Annotated in this window: 22 protein-coding genes; 12 read left to right on the forward strand and 10 right to left on the reverse strand. The window is 36.2% G+C overall.

Annotated features, from left to right (window positions below; genetic code table 11):
* Window positions 1-14: 14 nt before the first annotated feature.
* The 3 genes from CW736_RS10200 to CW736_RS10210 all read left to right on the forward strand — a co-directional run bounded on the left by CW736_RS10200 (window position 15) and on the right by CW736_RS10210 (window position 1,998).
* Window positions 15-197, forward strand: a complete 183-nt coding sequence (locus CW736_RS10200) for a hypothetical protein (RefSeq protein ID WP_101013840.1) — start codon at window positions 15-17, stop codon at window positions 195-197.
* A 536-nt stretch (window positions 198-733) separates the two neighbouring features.
* Entirely contained in the window at window positions 734-1,486 is a 753-nt protein-coding gene (locus tag CW736_RS10205; RefSeq protein ID WP_101013841.1) for a YebC/PmpR family DNA-binding transcriptional regulator, read from the forward strand.
* A 134-nt stretch (window positions 1,487-1,620) separates the two neighbouring features.
* A complete protein-coding gene (locus CW736_RS10210) occupies window positions 1,621-1,998 on the forward strand; it encodes a LysM peptidoglycan-binding domain-containing protein (RefSeq protein WP_101015116.1) in 378 nt (125 codons plus the stop codon).
* 81 nt (window positions 1,999-2,079) lie between these two features.
* On the opposite strand, the gene CW736_RS10215 is transcribed toward CW736_RS10210, so the two are convergent.
* Both CW736_RS10215 and CW736_RS10220 read right to left on the reverse strand, forming a co-directional pair.
* The gene (locus CW736_RS10215) at window positions 2,080-2,292 is read right to left on the reverse strand and encodes a hypothetical protein (RefSeq protein ID WP_101013842.1); all 213 of its coding nucleotides are present in this window, start codon (window positions 2,290-2,292) and stop codon (window positions 2,080-2,082) included.
* Between the two features lie 418 nt (window positions 2,293-2,710).
* A complete protein-coding gene (locus CW736_RS10220; protein ID WP_101013843.1) occupies window positions 2,711-3,025 on the reverse strand; it encodes a YbaB/EbfC family nucleoid-associated protein in 315 nt (104 codons plus the stop codon).
* Window positions 3,026-3,173: 148 nt separating this feature from the next.
* On the opposite strand from CW736_RS10220, the gene CW736_RS10225 reads away from it, so the two are divergent.
* From CW736_RS10225 to CW736_RS10235, 3 genes are all read left to right on the forward strand, one after another.
* Window positions 3,174-5,225, forward strand: coding sequence for a S9 family peptidase (locus tag CW736_RS10225; RefSeq protein WP_101013844.1), 2,052 nt, complete (start codon window positions 3,174-3,176; stop codon window positions 5,223-5,225).
* 127 nt (window positions 5,226-5,352) lie between these two features.
* A complete protein-coding gene (locus CW736_RS10230; RefSeq protein WP_101013845.1) occupies window positions 5,353-6,393 on the forward strand; it encodes a PLP-dependent cysteine synthase family protein in 1,041 nt (346 codons plus the stop codon).
* A gap of 207 nt (window positions 6,394-6,600) precedes the next feature.
* Window positions 6,601-7,857, forward strand: a complete 1,257-nt coding sequence (locus CW736_RS10235) for an aminotransferase class I/II-fold pyridoxal phosphate-dependent enzyme (protein WP_101013846.1) — start codon at window positions 6,601-6,603, stop codon at window positions 7,855-7,857.
* Between the two features lie 138 nt (window positions 7,858-7,995).
* On the opposite strand, the gene CW736_RS10240 is transcribed toward CW736_RS10235, so the two are convergent.
* From CW736_RS10240 to uvrA, 3 genes are all read right to left on the reverse strand, one after another.
* Window positions 7,996-8,556: a hypothetical protein gene (locus CW736_RS10240; protein ID WP_101013847.1), complete on the reverse strand. Its 561-nt coding sequence runs from the start codon at window positions 8,554-8,556 to the stop codon at window positions 7,996-7,998.
* An 848-nt stretch (window positions 8,557-9,404) separates the two neighbouring features.
* Window positions 9,405-10,481, reverse strand: coding sequence for a magnesium/cobalt transporter CorA (gene corA / locus CW736_RS10245; RefSeq protein WP_101013848.1), 1,077 nt, complete (start codon window positions 10,479-10,481; stop codon window positions 9,405-9,407).
* A 110-nt stretch (window positions 10,482-10,591) separates the two neighbouring features.
* Window positions 10,592-13,396: an excinuclease ABC subunit UvrA gene (uvrA, locus tag CW736_RS10250; RefSeq protein ID WP_101013849.1), complete on the reverse strand. Its 2,805-nt coding sequence runs from the start codon at window positions 13,394-13,396 to the stop codon at window positions 10,592-10,594.
* A 206-nt stretch (window positions 13,397-13,602) separates the two neighbouring features.
* Here uvrA and CW736_RS10255 point away from each other — a divergent pair, with 206 nt between their 5' ends.
* From CW736_RS10255 to CW736_RS14070, 3 genes are all read left to right on the forward strand, one after another.
* Window positions 13,603-14,187, forward strand: coding sequence for a sigma-70 family RNA polymerase sigma factor (locus CW736_RS10255; RefSeq protein ID WP_101013850.1), 585 nt, complete (start codon window positions 13,603-13,605; stop codon window positions 14,185-14,187).
* Window positions 14,188-14,262: 75 nt separating this feature from the next.
* Window positions 14,263-14,409: a hypothetical protein gene (locus tag CW736_RS14215; RefSeq protein ID WP_198519318.1), complete on the forward strand. Its 147-nt coding sequence runs from the start codon at window positions 14,263-14,265 to the stop codon at window positions 14,407-14,409.
* Entirely contained in the window at window positions 14,390-14,542 is a 153-nt protein-coding gene (locus tag CW736_RS14070) for a hypothetical protein (RefSeq protein ID WP_157810928.1), read from the forward strand. The genes CW736_RS14215 and CW736_RS14070 overlap by 20 nt, the downstream gene beginning before the upstream one ends.
* 185 nt (window positions 14,543-14,727) lie before the next feature.
* Here CW736_RS14070 and CW736_RS10260 read toward each other — a convergent pair whose 3' ends face one another.
* Both CW736_RS10260 and CW736_RS10265 read right to left on the reverse strand, forming a co-directional pair.
* Complete coding sequence (locus CW736_RS10260; RefSeq protein WP_101013851.1) at window positions 14,728-15,423, reverse strand: hypothetical protein; 696 nt, start codon at window positions 15,421-15,423, stop codon at window positions 14,728-14,730.
* Between the two features lie 4 nt (window positions 15,424-15,427).
* The gene (locus tag CW736_RS10265) at window positions 15,428-16,087 is read right to left on the reverse strand and encodes an endonuclease III domain-containing protein (RefSeq protein ID WP_101013852.1); all 660 of its coding nucleotides are present in this window, start codon (window positions 16,085-16,087) and stop codon (window positions 15,428-15,430) included.
* Window positions 16,088-16,124: 37 nt separating this feature from the next.
* Here CW736_RS10265 and bcp point away from each other — a divergent pair, with 37 nt between their 5' ends.
* The gene (gene bcp / locus CW736_RS10270) at window positions 16,125-16,574 is read left to right on the forward strand and encodes a thioredoxin-dependent thiol peroxidase (protein WP_101013853.1); all 450 of its coding nucleotides are present in this window, start codon (window positions 16,125-16,127) and stop codon (window positions 16,572-16,574) included.
* Here the strand turns inward: bcp and CW736_RS10275 are convergent.
* On the reverse strand, window positions 16,569-18,056 hold the full coding sequence (locus CW736_RS10275) for a nicotinate-nucleotide adenylyltransferase (protein ID WP_101013854.1): 1,488 nt from the start codon (window positions 18,054-18,056) through the stop codon (window positions 16,569-16,571). The two genes, bcp and CW736_RS10275, sit on opposite strands and share 6 nt — an antisense overlap.
* A gap of 48 nt (window positions 18,057-18,104) precedes the next feature.
* Between CW736_RS10275 and CW736_RS10280 the strand changes: the two genes are divergently transcribed.
* The gene (locus CW736_RS10280; RefSeq protein WP_232735346.1) at window positions 18,105-18,908 is read left to right on the forward strand and encodes an MBL fold metallo-hydrolase; all 804 of its coding nucleotides are present in this window, start codon (window positions 18,105-18,107) and stop codon (window positions 18,906-18,908) included.
* Entirely contained in the window at window positions 18,905-19,423 is a 519-nt protein-coding gene (locus tag CW736_RS10285) for a hypothetical protein (RefSeq protein ID WP_101013855.1), read from the forward strand. The genes CW736_RS10280 and CW736_RS10285 overlap by 4 nt, the downstream gene beginning before the upstream one ends.
* On the opposite strand, the gene CW736_RS10290 is transcribed toward CW736_RS10285, so the two are convergent.
* Together CW736_RS10290 and CW736_RS10295 are read right to left on the reverse strand one after the other, a co-directional pair.
* Window positions 19,420-20,736, reverse strand: a complete 1,317-nt coding sequence (locus tag CW736_RS10290) for a DEAD/DEAH box helicase (RefSeq protein WP_101013856.1) — start codon at window positions 20,734-20,736, stop codon at window positions 19,420-19,422. The genes CW736_RS10285 and CW736_RS10290 overlap by 4 nt on opposite strands.
* A gap of 26 nt (window positions 20,737-20,762) precedes the next feature.
* Window positions 20,763-21,437 (reverse strand): alpha/beta hydrolase, encoded by a 675-nt coding sequence (locus CW736_RS10295; RefSeq protein ID WP_101013857.1) that lies wholly within the window; start codon window positions 21,435-21,437, stop codon window positions 20,763-20,765.
* Window positions 21,438-21,442: the final 5 nt, after the last annotated feature.

Genomic DNA, 21,442 nt, shown 5'->3' on the forward strand with positions numbered 1-21,442 from the left:
AATATAGATAGACAATGTTCGATTTTGATCAATACTTAGGCTTTTTAGCATTTTTAGGAATTCTAACATTAGGATTTTGGCTAATGATTTTCTTGACTGCTATCATTCCATACTGGATAACAGGTTCATTATTAGAAAAAAGAAAATTAAAGCAACAAGCAAAGCTTAAAAAGCAAGAAGCAAACAGTTCTTTATAAGGAATTGAGATACCATATTTTAAAAACCGTCTAGCGCTGCTAGACGGTTTTTTTATGGCTTCATTTTAGAAAAAAAATACATTGGTTTTTTGCTGTTTGGCTTGTTGGTGATGATCTACTTTCCAAAAAGCACGAGTTTTTAAAGAATAACTCGATTGAAAAATGACTAGTCACAACCATCATAAGTGCTTCTACTGTAGGAGGAGAATTTGCCACAAGGGTTATTGAAGGAATGTTTTTAGGCTGAGAGGCAACAATAATAAGTACGAGTGCTTTCAAATAGGAAGAGCATAATTGTTGACGCTTTTTGTTTACTAGAGACTTTCTAGGAAAAGCAATATGTATTATTTCAAATGACTTAAAAGAGACGTAAGCAATGCCAAGTTCCTTTTATTTTCAGAATATCATATAAATAATGCTAAGAGTTCTTAACAAAGCATTGCTAAATGCTGTTTTAAAGAGAGCTTTTTTTATTTTCTGTTGTGAGCCTTGTCTCAAGATTTTATATTTACACTTTAGAATTTTAAAGTATAGCAATGGGTAGAGCATTTGAATTCCGCAAGGCGCGTAAAATGAAACGATGGAGTGCCATGTCTAAGGCCTTTACAAGAATAGGTAAAGACATAGTCATAGCAGTAAAAGAAGGTGGACCAGATCCTGATGTCAACTCTAGATTAAGAGCGGTCATACAAAATGCCAAGGCGGTCAATATGCCTAAAGTAAATGTGGAGCGCGCTATTAAAAAAGCAACCGATAAGGATACGGCCAACTATGAAACCGTTCTTTTTGAAGGGTATGCACCTCATGGTATTGCAGTTCTTGTAGAAACCTCTACAGATAATAACAATAGAACGGTAGCAAACGTGCGCAGTTATTTTAATAAATGCGATGGTAATTTAGGCACCTCTGGATCGGTAGAATTTATGTTTGATCATAAATGTCATTTTAGAATCCCTGCAGGCGAATTAGATTTAGAAGAGCTGGAATTGGAATTGATAGATTTTGGTGCTGAAGAGTTGTTCTTTGATGAAAAAGATGAAGAAGATAACAATTCTGTAGACGGGATCATGATTTATGCAGAATTTCAAAATTATGGAGCTTTGCAAAAAGCACTAGAAGAGATGAATATCGAGATCTTAAGTTCAGATTTTGAATATATTCCTACCATTCAAAAGGAAGTAACAGCAGAGCAAAAAGAGGACATCGATAAATTATTAGAGAAGTTAGATGATGATGATGATGTAAATAATGTTTACACCACTATAAAAGAAGAAGAGGAAGAGGAGTAACTAAAGATGTTGCTGCTTTTTCTGTATCAAGAGGTGTAGCATTTTTGATTTATTTGGAAATCACTTACATGTGATCATAAATGGAATTCATTAAACGGCAATTATGTAAAAGCCAATTAAAAACGAATATTAACATGGTAAAAGCAAAATATCAAAGCGTACTGGATTTAGGAGAAAAATTAAACATCCAAAACGAAGACATACAGGTAAATGGAGATACATTAGAAATAAGGGGTACCGCTGCGACTCCCTATCATAAAAATTTATTGTGGGATGAAATCAAAAAAGCAGGGGGAGATAACCCATCAGATCTAATGGCAGATATTAAAGTTGCTGATGATTCCATCTATGCAAAGCACACGGTAATAAGTGGAGAGTCTTTAAGTCTTATTGCAAAGCATTATTTTAAAGACCCAATGAATTACAAGCAAATTTTTGCAGCCAATATCGATATATTGAAAAATCCAGATTTGATAGATCCAGGTCAGGTATTAGTAATTCCTAATTTGTAATCATCAACCTATTTAAAACAAAAAGCCTCGCAATTTGCGAGGCTTTTTGTTTTTTAGTGCGACTGACTTTCATAATTGCTTTTATCTTCTAAAAAGATCATTGTTTACCTCTTTAAGAGGTAATTGAGAAGTGTCTATTAAATAGGAGTCAACATGATGCGCTGCCTCCCGACCTTCAGAAATCGTCCAAATGATCAAGGACTGACCGCGTTGCACATCTTCAGTTTTACCATCAGCGCTTACTATACATTGATGTTTAAAATATGGAAGGCTTAGCCCTTGTTTGTTAATCAAAGCTGCTTTAGTGATATGGAATCAATGACAAGTAATGTTTATTTTATATGGTAAAAACCTATCACTAGCTGTTTATTTATTAGTAAACGGTCTACTTGGTTGCTTTTAAGACTAAAAAAGCTAGGTCAAACAAGTGGCTTTTTTTAGGATTTAACTTATTTAGGATCACCGTATGTAACTCTTGTCGTTTTTAAGAGCAAGAAGGCGGTAAGCAATTCCATATAAGAAGGTTCAGCGCTGGAAGGTGTTCAGTAGAGCTTTCTCTTTGGCGTTGAAGAATGTTAAGGGGCTGGAACAACATTAAAAGCCACTAATTTTTTGTTAGTGGCTTTTTATTAACTCATAGCTTTGTAAAGACGGCGAAGCGTTTAAAAAAAAAATAGGATCTTCTACTATGAATACTGTAATAACAACGGTGCTATTTAAACATATCCATTCCTGGGATATTTGGCATTCCATTTTTAGCAACGGCAGCAACTTCTGTATCGTAAATCCCTTCGGCTTTAGAAAGGGCATTGTTGGTTACGAGCACTAGATAATCTTCTAATTGTTCTTGGTCCTCCAAAAGTTCTTTTGCAATGGCGATGTTTTTAATTTTTCGGCTTGCTGTAACAGTCACTTTTAACAGTCCATCGCTAGATTGCTCATCTATCAATACCGTATCCATTCTCTTTTTAGTTTCTTCTACTTTTTGTTGGGTTTCTTTGAGTTTACCCATCATATCTCCGAACATAATTTTTATTTTTTATATGTATTGTTGTAAAGTGCTTGTGGTTATTCCGCTTTCGCGAAAGCGAGAACAAAATTAACTATATCACAACGATAGTAACAAATGGATTGCAATTTTATATCTTGCGGCGCTTTTAAATTTAAAGAATTCTATGGCTCATCAAGCTCCTATTGCAAAGAAATTAACACACGTTCATGATATGCATGGGCATCAAAGAATTGATAATTACCATTGGATGACAGAGCGTGATGCTCCAGAAGTTATTGATTATTTAAAAAAAGAAAATGAGTATTACGATGCAAGTACTCAGCATACAGACACTTTAAAAGAAGATCTTTTTAAGGAAATCAAGTCTCGCATTAAGGAAGATGATGAGTCTGTTCCTTACCTGTTAAATGGTTACTGGTACATCAGTAAAATGGAAACAGGTGAGAGTTACCCTTATTTTTACAGACGTAAAGACGGCAGTGAGGAGAAAGAATTGCTATTTAATGTCAATGAGATGGCGATAGGGCATGATTTTTATAAGCTTACTTCTTTAAATATATCACCAGATAATAAGCTGGTTGCCTATGCTGTGGATACTAAAGGTAGAAGAGAATACACGATATATATAAAAAATCTAGAAACGGGTGAAATCTTTAAAAATAATTTAGAATTCACTGCTGGAGAATCTGTATGGGCAAACGATAATAAAACACTCTTTTTTACTCGTAAAGATCAACAAACCCTACGGGCTAATAAAATTTTTAAATACGAAATAGGTCAGCCGGCTTCATCTAATCAGATGATCTTTGAGGAGAAAGACGAAATCTTTAATTGCTTTGTTTACAAGACCATGTCAGAGCGTTTTATCATGATTAAATCTTCTGCCACTTTATCTGATGAAGTACGTTATATAGACGCAGATTTACCAGACAGTGACTTTAAGATGGTTCAAGAACGTCAGCAAAAATTGGAATACAGCGTGTCTCATTATCAAGATAGTTTTTATATCATGACCAATAAAGACGAGGCCACTAATTTTAAAATCATGAGAACTCTCATAGCAACTCCAGAAATGGAAAACTGGGAGGATTTTATTGCTCATGATCCAGACGTGTTACTAGAAGATTTTGACCTTTTTGAGAAATATTTTGTTGTTTCCGATCGTTTTAACGGCTTGAATCGCATAAGAATCAAGGCTTGGGACCATACGGTAGATTATTTTTTACCATTTGATAATGAGACGTATACGGCTTTTACTAGTGCTAATTTTCAATTCAAGACCAATAAATTACGCTACAACTATAACTCGATGACCATGCCGCCATCGGTTATAGAGTTTGATATGGAAACTAGAGAAGAGGTGATCTTAAAAACGCAATCTATTGAGGATCCTAGTTTTGACCCAGAAAACTATATTTCTGAACGTGTATGGGCAACAGCTGCAGACGGTATGAAGGTGCCTATAAGCTTGGTTTATAAGAGGGATATGAAAAAACCTGAAGGGAATCCGTTGTTGCAATATGGCTATGGAAGTTATGGGAGCACTATTGATCCTTACTTTTCTATTTCTAGATTGAGTTTGCTGGACCGTGGATTTATTTTTGCCATTGCACATGTCAGAGGTGGGGAATACTTAGGTAGGCAATGGTATGAAGGAGGAAAAATGTTTGAAAAGCGCAATACATTTACCGACTTTATAGCCTGTAGTGAATATTTAATTAAAGAAAAGTATACTTCATCCAACCACTTGTATGCTTCTGGAGGTAGTGCTGGCGGATTATTAATGGGGGCAATCATAAATATGGCTCCTCACTTATATAATGGGGTTTTAAGTGCTGTTCCTTTTGTAGATGTGGTAACGACCATGCTGGATGATAGCATACCACTTACCACAGGAGAATATGATGAATGGGGAAATCCCAACACAAAAGAGAGTTATGATTATATGTTGAGTTACTCCCCTTACGATCAAGTAATTGCTCAGAATTACCCGCATATTCTAGTGACAACGGGTTATCACGATTCTCAAGTACAGTATTGGGAGCCCGCAAAATGGGTAGCTAAGTTGAGAGAATTTAAAAAAGGCTCTAGTTTAGTACTATTTAAGACGGACCTTTCTAGCGGCCATAGTGGTGCTTCTGGAAGATATGAGGCCCTAAAAGAAGTAGCTATAGATTTCGCCTTTCTCTTAGACCTTGAAAATATCAGCAACTAGTTTTTTTTTATGTAAATTTGCCAAGTTTTGTGCAAAAAAAAAGTGATGCACACAGGAACATTTTTAGTTGCTATCAGCTTTTTCAATATTTAAAGTAACACTAAAGGTTCCAAGCAAAAACCAACATATGAGCGACAACATTAAAGCGTACAATAATGTACTGGAATTAATAGGAGAAACACCTTTAATAAAACTTTCTAAATCAGTAGAGACGTTTCCAGGTAATTATTATGCTAAAGTAGAGGCTTTTAATCCAGGGCATTCTTCAAAAGATCGTATAGCCCTTCATATCATTGAAGAGGCAGAACGCAAAGGAATTCTTAAGGCTGGCGATACTATAATAGAGACTACTTCTGGAAATACCGGCTTTAGCATTGCAATGGTAAGCCGTATCAAAGGTTACGACTGTATTCTTGCAGTAAGTTCAAAATCCAGTGCAGATAAAATAGACATGTTAAAGTCTATGGGAGCAAAGGTTTATGTTTGTCCTGCAAACGTAAGTGCTGATGATCCACGCAGTTATTATGAAGTAGCAAAACGTCTTCACAGTGAAATCAAGAACAGTATTTATATCAACCAGTATTTTAACGACTTGAATAAAGAGGCTCACTATTTATCTACTGGTCCTGAAATCTGGAATCAAACCGCTGGTGAAATCACACATTTAGTTGCTTGTAGTGGAACTGGAGGAACTATTTCAGGTATTGCTCGATTCTTAAAAGAGCAAAATCCAAAGGTTAAAATTCTCGGGGTAGATGCCTATGGTAGCGTTCTTAAGAAATATCATGAGACTCAAGAATTTGATAAAAATGAGATCTATCCTTACCGTATAGAGGGATTGGGTAAAAACTTGATTCCTACCGCGACAGATTTTGATTTGATCGATAGTTTTACCAAGGTAAAGGATGAAGATGCTGCACATACCGCACGTCAAATTTCACAAACAGAAGGTTTATTTGCAGGTTATACCTGTGGAGCAGCAATGCAAGCGGTAAAACAACTAGTTGCTGCTGGGGAGTTTGATAAAAACTCTAAAGTGGTTGTTATTTTTCCAGACCATGGTTCCCGCTATATGAGTAAGATTTATAACGATGAGTGGATGCAGGATCAAGGTTTTTTTGATTCAAAATCTACAGCTACCCAACAACATATAGAATATATTAAGTAGGTTAGACGAATATTTAACATTATATAAACCGCTGTGTCACAGAAATATAGCGGTTTTTTTATACTGCTTTCGGGAAAGTAATATTCTTAATAACTCCTAACCACCTATTTATCAACAGATTATTGTTACCAACTTGTTTATCATGTATACATAGTTAATAAACAAATTGTGATTAGAATTGTATCTTTGTGCAATTATAACATTCCTATGAAAGATTTATTTGATAAAATTTATAAAGACAAAGGGCCGCTAGGTAAGTGGGCCAGTGTAGCTGAAGGATATTTTGTATTTCCAAAGCTAGAAGGACCTATCTCAAACAGGATGCAATTTAACGGTAGAGAAGTGATTACCTGGAGTGTCAATGACTACTTAGGCCTTGCAAATCATCCTGAGGTAAGAAAGGTAGATGCTGAGGCTGGAGTTCAATTTGGTAGTGCATATCCTATGGGAGCACGTATGATGAGCGGTCATACAGACTTACACGAACAACTTCAAAATGAGTTGGCAGAATTTGTCAATAAAGAAGCTTCTTATTTATTAAACTTCGGTTATCAAGGATGTATGTCTACAGTAGATGCCTTGGTTTCTAAAGATGACGTCATTGTTTACGATGTAGATGCACATGCTTGTATTATTGATGGTGTTCGTTTGCACCAAGGTAAGCGTTTTACCTACAAACATAACGATCTAGAAAGTATAGAAAAAAACTTACAACGTGCCACTAAAATAGCAGAACAAACTGGAGGAGGAATTCTATTAATTTCTGAAGGTGTTTTTGGAATGCGTGGTGAGCAAGGAAAATTAAAAGAAATAGTTGCTTTTAAGAAAAAGTACAATTTCCGTCTTTTTGTAGATGATGCACATGGTTTCGGTACATTAGGTAAAACTGGTGCTGGAGCAGGTGAGGAGCAAGGTGTACAAGATGATATTGATGTTTACTTTGCCACATTTGCAAAATCTCTTGCTAGTACAGGAGCTTTTATAGCAGCTGACAAAGAAATAATAGATTATTTAAAGTACAATTTACGTTCTCAAATGTTTGCAAAATCACTGCAATCACAATTAGTAGTAGGTGCTTTAAAACGTCTTGATATGTTGCGTACCATGCCCGAGCTTAGGGAAAAGCTTTGGGAAAACGTAAACGCATTACAAAACGGTTTAAAAGATCGTGGCTTTGATATAGGTACAACAAAATCTTGTGTAACCCCAGTGTATTTGAAAGGAAGTATCCCAGAAGCGATGGCGCTAGTAAAAGACTTGCGTGAGAACTTTGGTGTATTTTGTTCTATTGTTGTGTATCCTGTAATACCTAAAGGTCTAATCCTATTAAGATTGATTCCTACAGCTTCTCATACAATGGAAGATATAGAGGAGACATTAACCGCATTTGAAGGAATTCGGGAACGATTAGATAGTGGCGTTTATAAAAGATTAAGCGCTAGTGTAGCTGCTGCTTTTGCATAAGCCGATCACTGATTACTTATATAAATGATTAAAGAAAGCTCTGTTTTTACGGAGCTTTTTTATGTAAAATAGTAATGTCATTATTCTTTAGGTAACCTGTCCTGAGCTTATTGAAGTAAGTGACTTATATTCCTGGATTTATTGAGCTAATTTATAAAGTGATGCTTGCTGCATGACACTTATGGGATAACTGCTGACTTGGTATCCTGCGGCCTCCCCTGTTTCTTCTTTATTCTTTAGCACCGACATGGTGATCATAAAATCCATGTGGTCTTTGTAAAAAACTTCGCTGTTCTGTAATAAATTACCAGCGACTTCATAAGTGCTGAATAAGGTGTTTTTAGAATAGGCTAGCGGAAGTAAAATGCCATTATTCTCATCCAGTTCATAAATATTAGGGTTTCCTGTCTGGATCAAGGTGTAGGCTCTTTCAGATCTTTCAGCTCCGTAGTATATTTTATAATCGTATTTAAAAGAATCAGATGTGGCGAGTAGATGGAACTCCATAGGAATGATTTCAACGCCATTGCTTGTAGTGTTCACTAGGTCTCCTTTATATATGCCTAAAAAGTCGTCTGGAAAGACAAGCTCTTTTTCAATCGCTTCAACAATAGACTCTGGGCTACTAGAAGGTTCTTTAGGCGGGGTTTTACAGTTTACTAAGAGCAGGAGAAGGGCAATTATGGTCCATTGTTTCATACTTCAAAAATAGAAATTTATCTGGTTTGCTTGTCATTGAATTTTAACTAATTCTCTAAAATAAGAAATCCCAAGTTGTCAAAGATGACACCTTAGGATTTCCAACTAACCAACCAAAATACTATTTGAAAATTACTCTTAATAACTTTATAATCAACTATATGCAATACCTATGCCAAACTATTATGCGCGCATAATAAATAACAGTAGATGTGTTTTTATTTTATCCATACGCTGTAGCTTTGTTCTGTTTTACCAGAAATCTTTAAGATATATCATACAAATATGAAGGCAGCCTTATGTTTTGGAGTAGATAAATGAGGTGTAATGAGGTTTGTAATAGTGAATCGTATTATGTTAAATACTGATTACCAAGGGTTAATAAATGTTTTTATACTAAGTCATGAAGGGCATTTCATTTTAAGTTACACTTGTTGAAGCAACTAAGTCAATTAGGGAGTTGTAATTGCCGCAGTAGGAGTTGAGTAGGTCAGTTTGATGACACTCTGACATTAATTTTTATAGGAGTACTTGTCACTAAGTAAAGCTTAGAGTTTTGAAGTTCAGTTGATTTACTAAGATATTCCTTTGTAAATATGTATTGAAGCGGTCCATTAAATGCTGCATATATTATTAAGCGTGTCCTCTCCCTTTTCTGTTTTTGAGAGTATTTCAATGAAAATTACAGTACTATCGAAATTTGTAAAAGATAATCCTCTGTCGTATTAGCCTGTTTTGTTATAGATCTAGGCATCTTTTTATTATTGTTAACTACTAAGAATAGAAATTATTGTTAACTACTAAGAATAGAAAAGAAGACTAAGAATTCACAGCAAGATAAACTCCATTTAGATCCACTTTTTCCATTTAAAAATAATAATCAAACTTATAAAAATAACTATGTTCAACATCCAGAAATATTGATAACCATGTTCCCAAGTCAATTCTGGAATGTGTTCAAAATTCATCCCGTAAATTCCTGCCACAAATGTCATTGGAATAAATATCGAAGACACTATAGTGAGCACTTGCATGATCTGGTTCATTTTGTGACTGACACTAGAAAGGTACATGTCACGTAATCCAGCGTTGATCTCTCGGTAAGATTCTACCGTTTCAATGATTTGAATACAGTGGTCGTAAGCGTCTTGTAGATACGCATGAGTGCGGGTATCAATAAGATTACTATCTTCTTTTATGAGTCTAGATATCGATTCTCTTAATGGAAAAATAGCTCGGCGTAATTTTAATAACATCCTTTTGTTTTTCTGTGCTTTGTTTAAAGAATCCCTCTGAGGGTCTTCAAAGACTTCATCTTCCAATAAGTCTAGATAATCGCCTATTTGCTCAACGGCAATAAAATAATGATCTATAATACTATCAATTAGGGCATAGAATAGGTAATCACTTTTTACAGATCTAATACGACCACGGCTATTTTCTATACGTTCTCTAATGTTTTCAAAGACATCTCCAGTTTTTTCTTGAAAAGTGATGACAGCATCTTCTGTAAGGATAATACTCACTTGTTCCTCCGAGAGTTCATGATTGACTGCATCATAAGAAATCATTTTGATACATTGATAAATGTAATCACCGTAGAATTCAGTTTTGGGACGTTGGGTGGTGTTTGCTATGTCTTCCAGAAGTAAGTGGTGTAAATGGAATTTACTTCCTATTTTTTCCAATAAATCAATATCATGTACACCATCAATATTGAACCAGTTGACGCGATCTTCTTTCAACTGATCTAAAAAGATACCATCTTGTTTAGAAAAATGAGTTTCATCATACAGAATGGTTTCTGCGGTAACAACACCGGTTCTATCTTCTCCTACGTAAGAAATTGTTCCAGGTGGCTGGAACACGTTATTTCTGGACTTAGGAGCCGCCTTACGGCGCAATCTCAAATTAGGTTTTTTCATGAATTTATTGATAAGAATTCAATCTAGATCAAATGTATGAAGTTTAAGTTGAACTATTTATGCTTATTGGGTAACTGCGACACCTTTATAGAATAAAGAGGCACCCCTTCTTACTTTAATTTTTCTGCGATGTATGGAGCAGTATAACAGTTTTTCACTTGAGCCACCTCTTCTGGAGTACCGCTAGCTACTAACTGACCACCAGCATCTCCACCTTCAGGTCCGAGATCAATAACGTAATCGGCACATTTTACCAAGTCCATATTGTGTTCTATAACAATCACTGAATGTCCTTTATCAATAAGTGCATTGAAACTATCCAGTAATTTATTAATGTCATGAAAGTGCAACCCAGTAGTAGGCTCGTCAAATATGAATAAGGTCTTATCAGACGTTATTCCTTTTACTAAAAAGCTAGCGAGTTTGATACGTTGTGCTTCACCGCCTGAAAGGGTAGAAGAGCTTTGTCCTAATGTTACATACCCCAAACCTACGTCCTGAAGCGGTTGTAATTTTCTTGTAATTTTTGCTTCCTTGTTAGTGTCAAAAAATGCGATGGCATCATTGATGGTCAGGTTCAAAATATCATCGATGTTTTTATCGTGAAATTTCACTTCTAAGATTTCCTTTTTAAAACGTTTTCCATTACAAGTTTCACATTGCAAAGTCACATCTGCCATGAATTGCATCTCGATAGTTACCTCTCCATCTCCTTTACAAGTCTCACACCTACCTCCATCTACATTAAAAGAAAAGTGTTTGGGTTTATAGTTTCTAATTTTTGAGACTTTTTCATTAGCAAATAGGTTACGAATGTCGTCATAAGCTTTGATGTAGGTCACAGGATTGGATCTTGAACTACGACCTATCGGATTTTGATCAATAAACTCTACTGTTTTTACATTTTCAAACTTTCCTTTTACTTCAGTAAACTGTCCTGCTTTTTTTCCATAGCCACCCAACTTTTTCAAGAGGGCAGGATATAAAATCTGCTTTACTAAAGTTGATTTTCCACTACCTGAAACCCCGGTAACCATGGTCAGAACACCTAGAGGGAAACGCACGTCTATATTCTTAAGATTGTTCTGTCTTGCGCCTATAACGTCTATATAATATTTGTGTGATCTGCGCTTTCGCGGAAGCGGAATTTCCATAGACCCATTCAGATACATAGCGGTAAGGCTGTCTGATTTCAAGATTTCAGCAAGTGTTCCGGCGGCAACCACTTCACCTCCATGAGTTCCTGCTTCTGGACCTATATCGATTATCTGATCAGCCGCTTGCATGATTTCTTCATCATGTTCTACAACGATCACAGTATTTCCTAAATCGCGTAGATTTTTGAGTACTTTGATCAAACGCTTCGTATCTCGCGGATGCAATCCTATACTAGGCTCGTCTAGAATATACATACTACCTACTAGGCTACTTCCCAGAGAGGTTGCTAGATTGATACGTTGCGACTCTCCACCAGAAAGACTGTTGGATTTGCGATTCAATGTCAAATAATCTAAGCCTACGTCAGATAAGAAAATGAGCCTGTTATTGATTTCAATAAGCAGTCTTTTAGCTATTTGTTGATCGTGTTCACTGAGTTTTAGATTTTCAAAAAAGACCGTCAGTTCTTTGATAGGCAAGGTAACCAGATCTGTGATTGTGGTTTCGGCTATTTTAACATAGTTGGTTTCCTTTCTCAATCTTGCACCATTACAATTGCTGCACTTCGTTTTACCGCGGTACCTAGAAAGCATCACGCGATTTTGAATTTTATAAGCTTTCGCCTCGAGCTCATCAAAAAAGGAATGAATACCGTCAAAATATTTATTCCCGTCCCAAACCAGCTGTTTTTGCTTCACTGTTAATTCAAACCAAGGTCTGTGAATGGGAAAATCAAACTTGTCAGCGTTCTTTATAAGTTGGTTGTTATAATAAGACATGCTCTCGCCACGCCAAGGAAAAACCGCCTGTTCATAAACAGATAATGCGGTGTTAGGAATAACTAATTCGTCATCTATACCTATGACGTCACCGTAACCTTCACATTTAGGACAAGCACCATACGGATTGTTAAAACTAAATAAATGTGGATTAGGTTCTAAGAACTCTATGCCATCCAATTCAAATTTATTAGTAAACTCACGGACTTTACTGCCGTCCATGTGCTCTATAAAAGCGACACCTTTTCCTTCAAAGAAAGCCGTGTCAATGGCATCTGCTAGTCGGTTATAGAAATCTTCATCATCACGCACGATGATACGATCCACGACTATTTTCACTTCGTCTTTTTTAGAATAGGATAAATTTTCTTCATCCATTCTATGAACGGTCTCGTTAATTTTGATACGAGTAAAGCCTTGTTGTTGCAGTACTTGTAATTGAGCCGCGATATCTCGCTTGCCTTTTACAATAAGCCTTGTGGTAAGCAATAACCTAGAACCTTCTTCTTGCTCTTTTACATAATTAACCACATCACTTACCGTATCTTTTTTTACTTCATCGCCAGAAATAGGCGAGTAGGTATGCCCTATACGTGCAAACAACAACTTGAGGTAGTCGTAAATCTCGGTGGTGGTTCCTACGGTTGATCGTGGATTTGTAGAATTCACCTTTTGTTCTATGGCTATTGCAGGCGCAATTCCTTTGATGTACTCTACTTTTGGTTTATTGAGACGTCCTAAAAACTGTCTGGCATAAGAAGAAAGACTCTCTACATAACGACGTTGACCTTCAGCATAAAGTGTGTCAAAAGCAAGAGAAGACTTCCCACTTCCCGATAAACCGGTGATGACAACTAGTTTATTACGCGGGATGACAGCGTCTAGACTTTTGAGGTTGTGAAGTTCGGCACCTTTGATGAGGATATTCTTCTTAGGGCTCAATTGGTCTATATTGGCAAACAATTTTATTTCAGGCATAAATACAAATATAAGAGGGAGATCGCCCTTCAAAGAATCGTTTATTGTGATTTAAATGTTAAAAAACATTATTAGTTTTTGTGTATGTAGAATAAATGTTACTATATTTAACCCGTAACAAACTCTAAACACTCTGCGTATACTATAACATTACTTTAAAAATCGATCAAAGGCTCCTGTTCTGAGGTCACCAAAGTTGTTATATTATGAAATTAGAAAACGTACAAGATGCTGCACTGGTAAGGCAGTATATCGAGGGAAATGAAAAAGGTATAGAAATCCTTATTACCCGTCACAAACAAAGAATCTACAGTTTTATTTTTTCCAAAGTACTCGATCGAGACATCACAGAAGATATTTTTCAGGATACCTTTATTAAGGTCATTCGCACGCTTAAAAGGGGGAAATATAATGAGGAAGGTAAATTTCTTCCATGGGTAATGCGTATTGCGCACAATCTAGTTATTGATCACTTCAGACGTAATAAGCGCATGCCTAAATTTCAGTCTCGTAATGATTTTGACATCTTTGATGTGATCAGTGATGGAGAGGAAAGTATGGAATATGAAATGATTACTAGTCAGATGCATGAAGATGTAAGACGTCTGATAGAAGAGCTTCCAGAAGATCAAAAGGAAGTGCTTACCATGCGTATTTTTAAAGAAATGTCCTTTAAGGAAATAGCTACTGCCACTGATGTAAGTATCAATACGGCATTAGGGAGAATGCGTTATGCGCTTATTAATTTACGCAAGGTAATTGACAAGCATAATATCATATTAACAAGATAAATTTAGTTTTTTAGTTGATTCTTATAATATAGTCATAAAAAGTACGTTTAATTGAAAACTAAACTTACTTAAAACATGGCACAACTTTACAATGAATCATTTCCTGAGCCAGTGAAACCTACAGGTCCCAAAGAGGAGACGGTAAAATTTTTACTCGCCTTTTCAAAAGCATTAAGTGTTACACGATATAAGAACATGACGTTTGAAACACTTAACAATTGATACCGTTCAGCCTGGTATCAATATTTGTTTTCAATTTGAAAATCCATTCTCAAAGCTACTGAGAATGGGTTTTCTTTTTTATGATGGTTTTGCTTGCGCGAAAGAGTGGCAAACAAAAACAGGAACTGTTTAATTCTAGGTCTGCAACACCTAACTCTTATCTTTTCTCAATGAAAGACGGGACTTTATGAATTATATTACCATTTGGAGATAGCAAGGCATTTAGTTTTCCCTTTAGGAAAATGTTCAAAAGACAAAGGGTGTTAGCGTTTTACTATGTGCTTTTAAAACAAGCACGAGAAATAAGTTATCTTCAGATTAATAAGGAGAATTAATTTCTTTATAATCACCAAAAGGAATATCGATTAAGATAATTTTATTCCATTCTCTTGACTCTAAAATTTCTAAATTTTTAACCTTGTTAAGATTTAGATCTCCAGAAATTGATATTCCAATGGATATAATAAGCCACCTTTCATCAAAACTTCTTTTCCATTCTTTAATTTTTGACGATTTTGAATTTATGATAGGTTGCAACCATTCTTCAGTTAGATCGCTATAATCAGATGGAATGCTTAATATAAGGCGAGTAGGTAGTAAATCAGTTTTACGAATAGAAAATTTTCTGATATTAATTGATGATGGAATTACTTGTCCTTCATAAAAATAGGATTCAATATTATTGATAACGGCTTGTACTTCCAATTTTATTGATGTTTTCTCAGTAGCTGCAAACTCATAATATATATCAAATACAAATCCCTTAGGATATTTGTCTAGTAGTTCTATTCCTAGAGTTTTATGTAATTTTTTAATAAAACTTTCTCGTTTCTTCAGCTTAGACCCTGTAACGTCATAGTCAGGATAAAACTCTGTTATCTCACAACCTATTTCATGACTTTCATTTTTTAATATAAAATCAGGAGATTCAAAATCAGTAATATCAAATAATTGATTAGAGCTATCAAGATATCTTTCAACAGCTTTCCTTTCTAATTCTTTTTGATTTAACATACTTCTATTTCCTCAATTTCTTATAATAAGCATCCAACACGGTTTTTCTTCCTACCGTCTTGGTAATGATGTCCCTTTCTATATCCCAACCACGTGCAGGACTGTATTCACGGCCGTACCAGATGATTTGAAGATGCAAGTCGTTCCACGTTTCTTCTGGAAAGAGTCTTTTAGCATCTTTTTCTGTTTGTACGACGTTCTTTCCATTGGTGAGATTCCAGCGGTACATCAGTCTGTGAATATGTGTGTCTACTGGAAAAGTGGGTATTCCAAAGGATTGCGCCATGACAACAGCAGCGGTTTTGTGTCCTACAGCTGGGAACTCTTCTAATTCCTCGTAAGTTCTTGGGACGATACCCTTATGTTTGTCAATCAAGATCTGAGAAAGGCCATGGATTCCTTTAGCTTTCATAGGAGAGAGTCCTACAGGTTTGATGATTTCACGTATTTCTTCTACGCTCAGTTTCACCATGTCATAGGGATTATTTGCTCTGTCAAACAGTAGCGGAGTAATCTTGTTGACTCGCACATCTGTGCTCTGTGCGCTCATTAAAACAGCAATTAATAAAGTATATGGATCGGTATGATCTAAGGGTATAGGAATTTCTGGATATAACTCTTCCAGTTTATTTATGATAAATGCAACTTTTTCTGATTTGTTCATTCCTATCTTTATGCTTTAATTCATTCAAAAATACGATATGACTTCATTAAAAGTAGGAGATAAGGCTCCAGATTTTTCAATTCTTAATCAAGAGGAACAAAGCGTTTCTTTGTCGGATTTTGCCGGTAAGAAGTTGGTTTTATTCTTTTACCCTAAAGCAAGTACACCGGGTTGTACCGCTGAGGCATGTAACTTAAGGGATAATGTAGATCGTTTTCGCGCAAGCGGCTATGAGATCTTAGGCGCAAGTGCCGATAGTCCTAAACGACAAAAGAACTTTCAGACTAAATACGAACTTCCATACGATCTTCTTGCAGATGAAGATCATACCTTGTTAAATGCTTTTCAAGTTTGGGGTCCTAAAAAGTTTATGGGTAAAGAATACGACGGCATTCACCGTACGACTTTTGTGATTGATGAAAACGGCGTGATCACTGATGTGATCCAAAAGGTAAAAACCAAAGATCACGCAGCTCAAATTTTATAAAGGTGCGTCCTCTGTATGAGATGCTGCATCCTTCTTAGAGTTTTGCTCGTTATTGTTGCAACCGAAGAGATTCTCCTTTTCCATTAAAGCGGGAATTCCTTCGGGCAACATAGCCTTCCACCCATCCTCACCTGCATCGATCATTCTTAGTACTTCTCTTGAGAAAATATGAAGAATATCAGGATTGTAATCCTCTATATCTTTTAGTTTTCCATTGTATTTGAAGAATTTATAAAGCTCCTTCATGCGTGGATGTACTTTTAGGTTCTCGCTTGTTGTGAGTTCCCCAGTTTCAGCATTTAGCATTGGGTACAAATAAACTCTTAAGTCCTTAAAGAATAGTTTTCCGAAAGCTTCCAGAATCCCACCACTTAAGTGGGTGTAATATTTGGTATCAAAAATTTCAACTAGATTATTGACCCCCATTACAAGGCCTATACGTTCTTTAGTATAGTTATTAAAGTACTCTACCAACTTATAGTATTCTTTAAAGTTAGAAATCATAACGGTTTGTCCAAGGGAGCAAAGCAGCTCTGCTCGGTGCATGAAGTCTTTCTCATCTATTTCTCCACTGGCTCTTAAATTAGATAGTGTAATTTCAAATATGGTTTCTACATTTTCTTCTTTAACTGTGCCTGATTTTAAGAACCTGCGGCGAGCAGTTTCAAACATATCCATGTTTACTTTAGTTACCGGACGGAAACTACCTCGTAGTGCCAATACATTTTTCTTATAAAGAATACGAGCACTTAAAATATTATTCCCATCAGGTCCGAACATTACAGCCTCCGTCATTCCGTGTTTAAGGAGTTGTAAACTCATTAAACGATTATCTACTTGTTCAAAACGAGGACCAGCAAAATTGATCATGTCAATCTCGATCTTATCCTTATCTATATGATCGTATAGATATTCCAATAATTTTCTTGGGTTATCATGCTTATAAAAAGCACCATATATCAAGTTAGTTCCCAGAATACCCAATGTAATTTGCTGTAATCTAGCGTCGCGTTCTTTAAAACGCACATGTAATATAATTTCTGAATAATCCTCCTCAGGGGAAGCTTGGAATCTAATTCCTACCCAGCCATGACCTAAGTATCTCTTAGCAAAGTCAATGGTTGCAACAGTGTTAGCATAAGTAAAGAATAATTTTTCAGGATGTTTTTCTCTAGAAAGCCTTTCTTCAATAAGGTTGGACTCGTGATCCAGCATTTTTACTAATCTCGACTCTGTGACATAACGTCCGTCATCTTGAATACCATAAATAGAATCTGAGAAATCCTTGTCATAAGCACTCATTGCTTTTGCAATTGTACCAGAGGCGCCACCAGCTCTAAAAAATTGCCTAACCGTTTCTTGTCCGGCACCTATTTCGGCAAAGGTTCCGTAAATGTTACGATTCAAGTTAATTCTAAGGACTTTGTTTTTTAGGGATGGAACAGATTCAAAATCGTGATCTCCTGGTAAGCTTAAACCCATCTTGTATATTTTGGTGTTTATACAAAGGTAGCGAACAACCCTACTTTAATGAAAAAATATCAATACTTTTATAAAACAATTATGGAAGTTAAAATTACGATTTTAGGAACTGGTACATCACAAGGAATTCCTGTTATAGGTAGCTCACATCCAGTGTGTTTGAGTGAGAATTCTAAGGATAAACGTCTTAGGGTGAGTGCTATGTTTGAAGTAAATGATAAGCGTTTTATCATCGATTGCGGTCCTGATTTCCGCCAGCAGATGCTCACACAAGAAGTTTCTGATATTAATGCTATGCTTTTTACCCATGAACATGCTGATCATACAGCAGGATTAGATGATTTGAGACCGTTCTACTTTCGTCAGGGGAATCTGCATTGCTATATGACCTCTCGAGTTCATAAGGCACTTCAAGAACGCTTCAGTTATATTTTTACCACAGTAAATAAATACCCTGGTGTAGCAACCTTAGACGTTCATGAATTTGAAAATGAGTCCTTTGAAATAGAAGGTATTCCCGTGACTCCTGTTTTGGCAGACCATGGTTATATACCTGTGCATGGCTATAGAATAGGAGATGTTGCTTATATGACTGATGTGAAGACTATAGATTCCAGCGAAAAGGAGAAGCTTAAAAACCTAGATGTTCTGGTACTTAATATGCTGCGTATAGAAACTCATGCCACACACCTTAATCTAGAAGAAGCATTAGAATTAGTAAGGGAATTGCAACCTAAACGTACTTACTTTACACATATAAGTCATCACCTAGGTTTTCACGATGAAGTGCAAAAAACACTTCCTGAAAACGTGTTTTTGGCATACGATAACCTTAAAATCATATCAAATTGATAAAAAGTTTTTATTTATACCTGTTTATTTTTGCCTCTTTAATTGCACTAGTCATCTACGTTAATGGTAGGAAATACCAAGAAAAACTAGAAGGCCAAGTACAAAGTCTTAGAAAAGAGCTTTATGAAACAGATCAAGAGCGTAAAGAGGCACTGTCTATAGAAGTAAAAGCCGATTATGAAAATTCTGTTTTTTCCTTAAAAGGAAATCCTGAAGCAGAAAATTATTTGTACAACATAGGATTAGAACCTTCTGAAGTTGAGGCGATCGTTAGAGATCAATTGCTAGAACTCAATATCAAGGAAGGTGGTAATCCATTAGTTCCTTATATAGGTCAAGGTCGTGGTTTTAGAATCAACGATACCAAGTTTATCAATCATAAATGGGTGCTCGCTAACTTTACTGATAACGACCGCTGGGGTGATGTTATGATACGATATAACATCAATACGAAGAAAGAGGTAGAGATGGAAACGATTAAAGCATTGTTGTTTGATAAGAATACCAACAATTAATCCAATCTGTAAATTCTAACCTTTCGCTTCTTAATTTTGCTATTATTAAGTTGCTGTGTTAAATCGTAAGCCTTTTCAAAAGGGACTGCGACAAAGGCACAATCTTGCTTTAATTCAATTTCGCCTAATTCGTTTTTGTCTAGATTTCCTTGTTTAAAGAACAGTCCCGCGATGTCACCTTTAGAAATTTTATCTTTTCTACCGCCAGAAATAAATAATGTTTCCCACTTTTGTTGATGGTTGACTTTTAATCGCTCCGCATATTCTAAAGGTGTACTTTCTCCTATATAATCAGGAAGTGGGTGTTTCTTATTGTGTAAGATATAAGCGGTTCCATCAGCATGCATTCTAGCCGTACGACCGTTTCTATGGGTGAATTCTTCTTTGTGGAATGGAAGTTCGTAATGAATAATAAAATCCAATTCAGGCACGTCTATTCCACGAGCAGCCAGATCTGTTGCTAGTAATAGTTGGTGTGTACCATTTCTAAATTTGATCAAGGCACGCTCGCGATCTCGTTGTTCTAGCCCACCATAAAAAACAGAATGAGAAATATCTCGGCTTTTTAGAAACTCGCTCACTTCTTCAATAGAATCTTTGAAATTGCAAAAAATGATCCCATTCCCGTTATCGGTACGCGCAATAATTTGCTCTAGATTGATAAAACGGTTCTTAGAGTCAGAAGCCATGGTTTTAATCTGAAGCACACTATCCGTCTTCTTCTCAAACTTCAACACTTGGGGATCCTTCAATCCTACAAAAACGGGAATGGCCACTTTAAAAGTAGCAGATGTAAGTATATTACGTCCTACATGAGGTAAAGAACCTACTATTTCCTTCATCTCTTTCTCAAATCCGGTCTCCAGAGATTTATCAAATTCATCGAGAATTAAGGTCGTTATAAACGATGGGTCAAATGATTCCCTTCTTAAATGGTCAGCTATTCTTCCTGGAGTTCCTATTAGAATAGTAGGGGTGTGTTGTAAATCTTCTTTGTCTTTTGCCCCTGCGCGCCCGCCGTAAATAGCATTTGCTTTATAACCAGTCCCCATTTCTCTAATCACTTGCTCTATCTGTATGGCAAGCTCGCGAGAAGGAACTAAAATTAAGGTTTGAACTTCTGTAAGCTCTGGATTTAATAATTCGATTACTGGAAGAAGAAATGCGAGTGTCTTTCCTGTACCTGTAGGTGAGATGATTACGGTATCTCTATGATTAGTTATGGCTTCATGCGCTTGCAATTGCATGTCGTTTAAAGAAACAATCCCTAGTTTATCCAGAATTTGTTGTTGAGATTTGATAGAATTGTTCATGGATCACATTTTAATTAACATCTAAATTACTGGCCTAAAACTCGTTTCTCGAGCCACTCCTTCATGTCGTAGAAATTATCTCTAGAAATACCGTGTCCTATGGGATACTCTTTGAAGACATAATCGGCGTGGATTTTTTCCAGGAGCAGAGGGGCCTGTTTTGCCCATGCAAAAGGGATGACTTGATCTTGGGTTCCATGAGAAATGAAGTAGTTGGTTTTGATCTCGCTTTCGCGAAAGCGTGCTTCTAATCCATCTTTTCCTGCGATTAAATCTTCATTAATATAACCACTCATCGCGACTAGGTTACGCAATAATCCTGGATGAGAAAGGCTTAAGCCGTAAGCAAGAATAGCTCCTTGACTAAAACCTAGCACATTCATGTTATTAGGATCAATAGAGTAGGTAGCCTTCAATTCCTCTAAAAAACTAGTAATTTTTAACATACTTTCTCTAGCTTGATCGTCATCGCTAAACTTACCGCCAGAAGCATCAAAATTGATGGCATACCATGCAGCTCCTTGTGGAGGCATCTCGTAAGGGGCACGGGCTGAAACTATAAAGATGTCTTCACTCAGCTCTGGCGCAAAGGAAAATAAGTCCTCTTCATTACTTCCATAACCGTGGAGCAGTAGGAGCAATGGAGCGTTTTCCTTGCGAGCAGGTCGCGTGATATGGGATAAAGTAAGTGATGTATGCAAAGTAA

Source organism: Nonlabens sp. MB-3u-79 (assembly GCF_002831625.1).
Taxonomy (GTDB): Bacteria; Bacteroidota; Bacteroidia; order Flavobacteriales; family Flavobacteriaceae; genus Nonlabens.

Coding starts and splice junctions, on each gene's coding strand:
- CW736_RS10200 (WP_101013840.1), top strand. CDS start 15: ATGTTCGATTTTGATCAATACTTAGGCTTTTTAGCATTTTTAGGAATT.
- CW736_RS10205 (WP_101013841.1), top strand. CDS start 734: ATGGGTAGAGCATTTGAATTCCGCAAGGCGCGTAAAATGAAACGATGG.
- CW736_RS10210 (WP_101015116.1), top strand. CDS start 1,621: ATGGTAAAAGCAAAATATCAAAGCGTACTGGATTTAGGAGAAAAATTA.
- CW736_RS10220 (WP_101013843.1), bottom strand. CDS start 3,025: ATGTTCGGAGATATGATGGGTAAACTCAAAGAAACCCAACAAAAAGTA.
- CW736_RS10225 (WP_101013844.1), top strand. CDS start 3,174: ATGGCTCATCAAGCTCCTATTGCAAAGAAATTAACACACGTTCATGAT.
- CW736_RS10230 (WP_101013845.1), top strand. CDS start 5,353: ATGAGCGACAACATTAAAGCGTACAATAATGTACTGGAATTAATAGGA.
- CW736_RS10235 (WP_101013846.1), top strand. CDS start 6,601: ATGAAAGATTTATTTGATAAAATTTATAAAGACAAAGGGCCGCTAGGT.
- CW736_RS10240 (WP_101013847.1), bottom strand. CDS start 8,556: ATGAAACAATGGACCATAATTGCCCTTCTCCTGCTCTTAGTAAACTGT.
- corA (WP_101013848.1), bottom strand. CDS start 10,481: ATGAAAAAACCTAATTTGAGATTGCGCCGTAAGGCGGCTCCTAAGTCC.
- uvrA (WP_101013849.1), bottom strand. CDS start 13,396: ATGCCTGAAATAAAATTGTTTGCCAATATAGACCAATTGAGCCCTAAG.
- CW736_RS10255 (WP_101013850.1), top strand. CDS start 13,603: ATGAAATTAGAAAACGTACAAGATGCTGCACTGGTAAGGCAGTATATC.
- CW736_RS14215 (WP_198519318.1), top strand. CDS start 14,263: ATGGCACAACTTTACAATGAATCATTTCCTGAGCCAGTGAAACCTACA.
- CW736_RS10260 (WP_101013851.1), bottom strand. CDS start 15,423: ATGTTAAATCAAAAAGAATTAGAAAGGAAAGCTGTTGAAAGATATCTT.
- CW736_RS10265 (WP_101013852.1), bottom strand. CDS start 16,087: ATGAACAAATCAGAAAAAGTTGCATTTATCATAAATAAACTGGAAGAG.
- bcp (WP_101013853.1), top strand. CDS start 16,125: ATGACTTCATTAAAAGTAGGAGATAAGGCTCCAGATTTTTCAATTCTT.
- CW736_RS10275 (WP_101013854.1), bottom strand. CDS start 18,056: ATGGGTTTAAGCTTACCAGGAGATCACGATTTTGAATCTGTTCCATCC.
- CW736_RS10280 (WP_232735346.1), top strand. CDS start 18,105: ATGAAAAAATATCAATACTTTTATAAAACAATTATGGAAGTTAAAATT.
- CW736_RS10290 (WP_101013856.1), bottom strand. CDS start 20,736: ATGAACAATTCTATCAAATCTCAACAACAAATTCTGGATAAACTAGGG.